This window comes from Streptomyces sp. NPDC006265, from assembly GCF_040613555.1.
Lineage (GTDB): Bacteria > Actinomycetota > Actinomycetes > Streptomycetales > Streptomycetaceae > Streptomyces.
On sequence record NZ_JBEXSH010000527.1, the window covers coordinates 1 to 6,324 of the forward strand.

At 72.4% G+C, this 6,324-nt stretch carries 5 protein-coding genes; 1 reads left to right on the forward strand and 4 read right to left on the reverse strand.

Features of this window, described 5'->3' with window-relative positions:
• Window positions 1-183 precede the first annotated feature (183 nt).
• The 4 genes from ABZ281_RS32735 to ABZ281_RS32750 form a co-directional block, all read right to left on the reverse strand.
• Window positions 184-810 carry a hypothetical protein gene (locus ABZ281_RS32735; protein ID WP_356661414.1) on the reverse strand — a complete coding sequence of 209 codons (627 nt, stop codon included), beginning with the start codon at window positions 808-810 and terminating at the stop codon, window positions 184-186.
• A gap of 291 nt (window positions 811-1,101) precedes the next feature.
• Window positions 1,102-2,205 carry a peptide chain release factor 2 gene (prfB, locus tag ABZ281_RS32740; protein WP_356661416.1) on the reverse strand — a complete coding sequence of 368 codons (1,104 nt, stop codon included), beginning with the start codon at window positions 2,203-2,205 and terminating at the stop codon, window positions 1,102-1,104.
• 58 nt (window positions 2,206-2,263) lie between these two features.
• Window positions 2,264-3,511: a serine/threonine-protein kinase gene (locus ABZ281_RS32745; RefSeq protein WP_356661418.1), complete on the reverse strand. Its 1,248-nt coding sequence runs from the start codon at window positions 3,509-3,511 to the stop codon at window positions 2,264-2,266.
• A 122-nt stretch (window positions 3,512-3,633) separates the two neighbouring features.
• Entirely contained in the window at window positions 3,634-5,316 is a 1,683-nt protein-coding gene (locus ABZ281_RS32750; protein ID WP_356661420.1) for a serine/threonine-protein kinase, read from the reverse strand.
• A 378-nt stretch (window positions 5,317-5,694) separates the two neighbouring features.
• On the opposite strand from ABZ281_RS32750, the gene ABZ281_RS32755 reads away from it, so the two are divergent.
• On the forward strand, window positions 5,695-6,324 hold a 630-nt coding region (locus ABZ281_RS32755; RefSeq protein WP_356661422.1), incomplete at its 3' end, for an FHA domain-containing protein.

The window sequence follows — 6,324 nt, forward strand, 5'->3', positions numbered from 1 at the left end:
CTCAATACACACCCACACCCCCCCCAACCGCCCCCGACGGCTCCCAACACCACAACCGCGTCTTGGGAGCCGACGTCACGCACGGGCCCGAATTAACCAACAGCGTCCGATTCGCTCCGGGCCCTCGGCGTTGCGCTGTGTCCACGGTCCGTGTGTCCACGGTCCGTGCGGACGCGGCTACCGTCAGGCGGCAGCCCCGCCGCGGCCGCCCACGAGGCGCGGCAGCATACGGAAGCCGACACCGCCGGCGATCATCGTGGCGGCGCCGATCACCAGGAAGGCGGTCTGCGCGGCACCCGTCTCGGCGAGCTCCTGGCCGTTGCCCTGGGCCTGGGCCTGCGAAGCCGGGGTGGAGTCCGAGCCGATCTCGGTGAGGGAGGAGGAGCCCTCCTCCTGCGGCGAGGTGCCGCCGTCGGGGTCGGTGTTGTTGCCGCCGCCGTTGTTGCCACCGTTGCCGTTGCCGTTGCCGCCGCCGGTGCCGTTCCCGTTGCCCGGGTTCGTCGGGGCGTCGGTCGGGTCCTCGGTCGGCTCGGTGGGCTCGTCCGTGGGCTCGGTCGGCTCGTCGGTCGGCTCCTCGGTCGACGGCGGCGGGTCGGTCGGCTCGCCCGTCGGGATAACGGTCGGCTCACCGGTCGGCTCACCCGTCGGCGGCGGGGTGGGAGTGGGCGACTCCTCGGCGCACAGGATGCCGAGCAGGCAGTCCTCGGTCTCCGCGGCGGATGCCGCACCGGCGGCGGTCAGCGAGGCACCGGCGGCGATCACGGCGCCGGCGGCTATCCGCGCGACACGGATCCGCGTCTTCTTCGTCATGTGGTTGCTACCCCCAGTAGCTCATCGTCATTAGGCAGCGCTCGGGGCTGTGCTCGACGGGGACGGGCTGCGATGAAAGGGCCCCCGGTTCACATGCGCCCCAGAGACACGCATGCCGCGCTTTACCCTTCCCATTTTTCAAGAACACGTCAAGGCCGTTTGTGGCCGCCATGTCCAACTACGGGAGCTATGCCGGGAGTTTGAGCCTGTGACTGTGATGTAAAACCCGGACATCCGAGCGCAGAAAAGGCAACTACCGCCCCGTGGGCGGCAGTTGCCTTGTCGACAAACTTACTTCTCCTGCTGCTTGCGCCAGCGAATTCCGGCCTCGAGGAAACCGTCGATCTCGCCGTTGAACACGGCCTCGGGGTTGCCGACCTCGAACTCGGTGCGCAGGTCCTTCACCATCTGGTACGGGTGCAGGACGTAGGAACGCATCTGGTTGCCCCAGGAGCTGCCGCCGTCCTTGAGGGCGTCCATCTTGGCCCGCTCCTCCTGGCGCTGCCGCTCAAGCAGCTTCGCCTGGAGAACGTTCATGGCGGTCGCCTTGTTCTGGATCTGCGAGCGCTCGTTCTGGCAGGAGACGACGATGCCGGTGGGGATGTGGGTGAGGCGCACCGCGGAGTCGGTGGTGTTGACGCCCTGGCCGCCGGGCCCTGACGAGCGGTACACGTCCACGCGCAGCTCGGACTCGTCGATCTCGATGTGGTCGGTCTGCTCGACCACGGGGAGGATCTCGACGCCCGCGAAGGAGGTCTGACGGCGGCCCTGGTTGTCGAAGGGAGAGATGCGCACGAGGCGGTGCGTGCCCTGCTCGACGGAGAGGGTGCCGTAGGCATAGGGGACCTGCACGGCGAAGGTGGTCGACTTGATGCCGGCCTCTTCCGCGTACGAGGTCTCGTAGATCTCGGTCTTGTAGCCGCGCTGCTCGGCCCACCGCAGGTACATCCGCTGGAGCTTCTCGGCGAAGTCGGCGGCGTCGACGCCACCGGCCTCGGCACGGATGTTCACCAGCGCCTCACGGGAGTCGTACTCACCGGAGAGGAGGGTGCGGACCTCCATCTCGTCCAGCGCCTTCTTCACGGCGGTGAGCTCGGTCTCGGCTTCGGCGCGGGTGTCCGGGTCGTCCTCCTCCTCGGCCATCTCGAAGAGGACGCCCAGGTCGTCGATGCGACCGCGCAGGGCCTCGGCCTTGCGCACCTCGGCCTGGAGGTGGGACAGCTTGCTGGTGATCTTCTGCGCCTCATCGGGGTTGTCCCAGAGGGACGGCGCGGCCGCCTGCTCCTCGAGCACGGCGATGTCTGCCCTCAGCTTCTCGAGGTCCAGAACGGCCTCGATCGACTCCATGGTCGAGGAGAGGGACTTGAGCTCTTCGGATACGTCGACGACTGCCACGCCCTCCAGCGTAACGGCTCCGCCCGGCGGCCATCGCGGGGCGGCCGGAGCCGGCTGCTCAGGGGGTCTGCGGGGCGGAGTTCTTCGTGTCCTGGGGAGGTGCGCTGCCGTCGCCGTCCGACGTGGTCAGCCAGGCGCCGACGCCGATCGCCGCCGCGAGGGCGACCGCGCCCGCCCCCAGGGCCACCCGGCGGCGCCGGGCCGCGGCGCGGTTGCGGGCCGAGCCCGGGCGGCGGGTGCCCGCGGTGCGCGGGGCCCGGGCCGTGCCGTGGGCGCCGCCGGCCAGCTCGTCGGGGGCGGGGACGCGCATCGAGGTGTGGGTGTCACGGTTGGAGTCGGCCGGCTTGGCGCCCGGCACCAGGGGGACCGCGCCCCGCCGCCGGACCCGCTCCCCGGCCGGGGCCGGTCCGCCGGGCTGCTCCTCGCGGTCGGCCTCCTCCGCGGACTCGGTCTCCGGCTCGTCGACCTCCAGCGGGGGCATGCCCGCCAGCAACGGCAGCAGCTCCCGCAGCCGGGCGCCGAGCTCCGAGGCCCGCAGCCGCGAGGCCGGGGCCTTGGCCAGGCACTGCACGAGCAGCTGCCACAGCTCGTCCGGGATGCCGGGCAGCGGGACGACCGACTCCGTGACGTGCCGGCGCAGGACCGCGCCCGGGTGGCCGCCGCCGAAAGGAGTGAAGCCCGCCAGGAGCTCGTAGAGGACGGTGGCGAGCGCGTAGATGTCGACGGACGCGCGCGGGGGCAGGCCCTCGACGATCTCCGGGGCAAGGTAGTCCGGAGTGCCGATGATCTTCGTGGCCTTGGTCCGGCGCGGGGTGTCGATGAGCTTGGCCACGCCGAAGTCGGTCAGCAGCGCGCGGTGGGAGCCACCCGGGCCGAGCGGGCCCTGCATGTCCAGGAGCACGTTCTCCGGTTTCACGTCACGGTGCACGACACCCGCGGCGTGGGCGGCCGCCAGTCCGTCGGCGATGTCGGCCGCGATCGCGACGGCCGCCTCGGGGGCCAGGCGCCGGTCCCGGTCCAGCCGGGTGCGCAGATCCGTGCCGCGGACGAGGTCCATGACGAGCGCCAGATCGTTGCCGTCGACGACCAGGTCCCGCACCGACACCACGTGCGGGTGCTCCAGGCCGAGCAGCGCCGTGCGCTCCTGCACGAAGCGGCCGACGAGTTCCTGGTCGGACGCGAGGTCCTCGCGCAGCAGCTTGATGGCGACGGGACCCTCGGGGCCCTCGCCCAGCCACACCGTGCCGGCGCTGCCCCGCCCGAGGATCTGGTGGGCGGTGTACCGGCTGCCGATCTTCCGTGCCAAGGCTGCTCCTACCGACGCGTGTTGTCGCTAAAACTACGCGTCCGGAGAGCCAACCTTCACCGTGGAGGCGGAAATCACCCGCCGGGTGTCGACAAATCACCAACCCCGCGGGGCGGTTCCGGTCAGTTCGTGCCGGAACCGCTCCCGCCGAGCTTCTCGAACCAGCCGGTCACGGTGCCGAACCAGTCGGTGAGCTGCTCCCAGTAGCCCTTGCCGGTGCCGATCCACTCCTGCAGCGGGCTCAGTTCCCAGATCAGCCAGCCCGCGACGAACAGGATGACGATCGTGAAGAGGCAGCCCTTCAGGCAGCCGAGGCCGGGGATCCGCATCGGGTTGGCGCTGCGCTGCCGCGGCTGCCGGGGCTCGCGCTGCGGCTGCTGCGGCTGCTGGGGCGGCGGCGGTGCGGGCGGGGCGTAGCGCTGCGGCGGCTGGGGGCGCTGGGGCTGCGGGGCGTACTGCTGGGGCTGCTGCTGCGGATGGCCGTAGCCGGGTCCGGGCGGGGGTGCCTGGCGGCGCGGGGGCTGCTGCTGGGGCCGGGCCACCTGGCGCTGGGGGCGGCGGCGCAGCGGGTCCTGGCCGGGGTCGAGGTACTGGACCTGCGTCTGCTCGTTGCGGTCGCGGGCCGCCCGCAGCTGGTTCTGCCAGGGGTGCGGGTCCTCGGGGCCGCCCTGCCGGCCGGGGTGGCCGGGCGAGCCCGGCGGGACCGGCGGCATGACGGCGGTCGGATCGGCCGCGCCCCGGTTGGGCAGCACCGCGGTGGGGTCGGCGGCGCCGGCCGGGCCGCCGGTGTGCGGCATGACGCTGGTCGCGGCGTTCGGGTCGTACGAGCCCGCGCCCTGCGGGAGGACCTGGGTCGGGTCGGCCGCGCCGGGTGTGTCCGGTACCGGCGCGGGGGCCGGGTCGGGCACGAGGAGCATGCCGACGCCCGCGGCCGCGGCGATCTGCGCGGAGTTCGCGTGCACCCCGATGCCCTCGGCGACGACGCGCAGACCGCGGGCGAGGTTCTCGGCGCTGGGCCGCTCGTCCGGGTTCTTGCGCAGACAGCGCTCGATGACCGTCCAGAGCGGGTCGGGGACCGTGGAAGGGCGGCGCGGCTCGGCGCTCAGGTGCTGGTGCAGCACCTCCAGGGCGGAGCCGCCGGAGAACGGCGGGCGGCCGGTGACCAGCTCGTACAGCAGGATGCCGGCGCCGTAGATGTCGACGGCGGAGGTCTGCGGGCGGCCCTCGGCGGACTCGGGCGCGACGTACGCGGGCGTGCCGACGAACTCCTGGGTGCGGGTCAGTCCCGGGGAGTCGGCCAGCCGGGCGATGCCGAAGTCGGTCAGCAGCGGGTGCATCTGCCCGTCGTACTGCTGGAGCAGGACGTTGGCCGGCTTGAGGTCGCGGTGCACGACGCCGTCGGCGTGGCTGGCGGCGAGCGCGTCGGCGATCTGGGCGGTGAGCAAGGCGGCGGCGACCGGGGTGAACGGTCCGTTCTCACGCAGGTAGCGGTGCAGGTCGGGGCCCTCGACGAGGTCCATGACCAGCGCCAGCAGCTCACCCTCGACGACCAGGTCACGGACCCGGACGATGTTCGGGTGGGTCAGCCGCAGCAGGACGGACCGCTCGCGCAGGAACCGCATGACGATGTCCGGGTCGCCGGCCAGCTCCTCTTTGAGGACCTTGATCGCGACGGTCTCGCCGGGCTGCCCCGGCACGGCCGCTTCGGCGCCCGCGGTCTCGCGCTGGCGGGCTCGCCAGACGGTGCCCGTGGCGCCGCGTCCCAGCGGCTCCTCGAGGAGGTACTTGCTGCCTACCGGCCGCACGTCATGCGCTCCCTGGTGCTTGCCTTGCCTGCTGGCCTGTCCGACCCACTGTAGTGCCGGGGGGGGCCGGGGACCGGTGTGTCGTCTCTCTGTGGGTCTCACGTAGTGGGTCTTACGTAGCGGCCCTCCCAGCCGTTCGAAGGAAAGACGCTCACCTCGGTCTGGTGGTTGCCGGGAGTGAACGTGACTGATCTCAAGCGGTCGCCTGTGGGTCATTTCTCAGGCACTTTTGCGGACAGAGCCGACCAATCAAGATCACCTTTTGCGGAGCGAGGGGCGCACTGTCAGTGGCAGGTGCGAGGATGCTGGCAGTATTGGCCGACGTGCTGGGGCGGGGTGGGGGACTCCGCGCCCGGGCAGAAGGGACCGCTGACGGCGATGCAGATCCGGCTGACCGTCGTAGATCCGCTGGGCTCGTCGGCGCCGGCGCGGGACCGCGCCCCGCGCAGCGACGTGCTGGTCACGGCGCCCTCCGGTACGGCGCTCGCCGCGGTGGCGTCCGCGCTCGCCCAAGTGGTCTCCGGTGGTGACGGCTCGGGCACGCCCGTGCTGTACGCCGGGGAGCAGCGGCTCGACGCCCAGCGCTGCACGCTCGGCGAGCCCCCGTTGACCGACGGTGCCGTGCTGTCCGTGGGCGCGCCGGGCGAGCCCGAGCCGCATCCCGAGCTGGACGACGCCCCGGCCCAGCTCCGGGTCGTGGCCGGCCCGGACGCCGGCGGTGTCCATCTCCTGCACGGCGGCGAGATCCGCGTCGGCCGCTCCGCCGACGCCGACGTGCCGCTCGACGACCCGGACGTCTCCCGGATTCACTGCACTGTGACGGTGAGCGCGGACGGCCACGTCGCGGTAGCCGACCTGGACTCCACGAACGGCACGACGGTGAACGGCGCACGGGTGGGCGGCCAGGCGGTCCCCTTCGCGCCGGGCGCGCTGCTGCGCTCCGGAGTCTCGTGCACGCCATCGAGAACCCGGGCGCCGAACAGATTCCGGTGGACAACCCCCCGATCG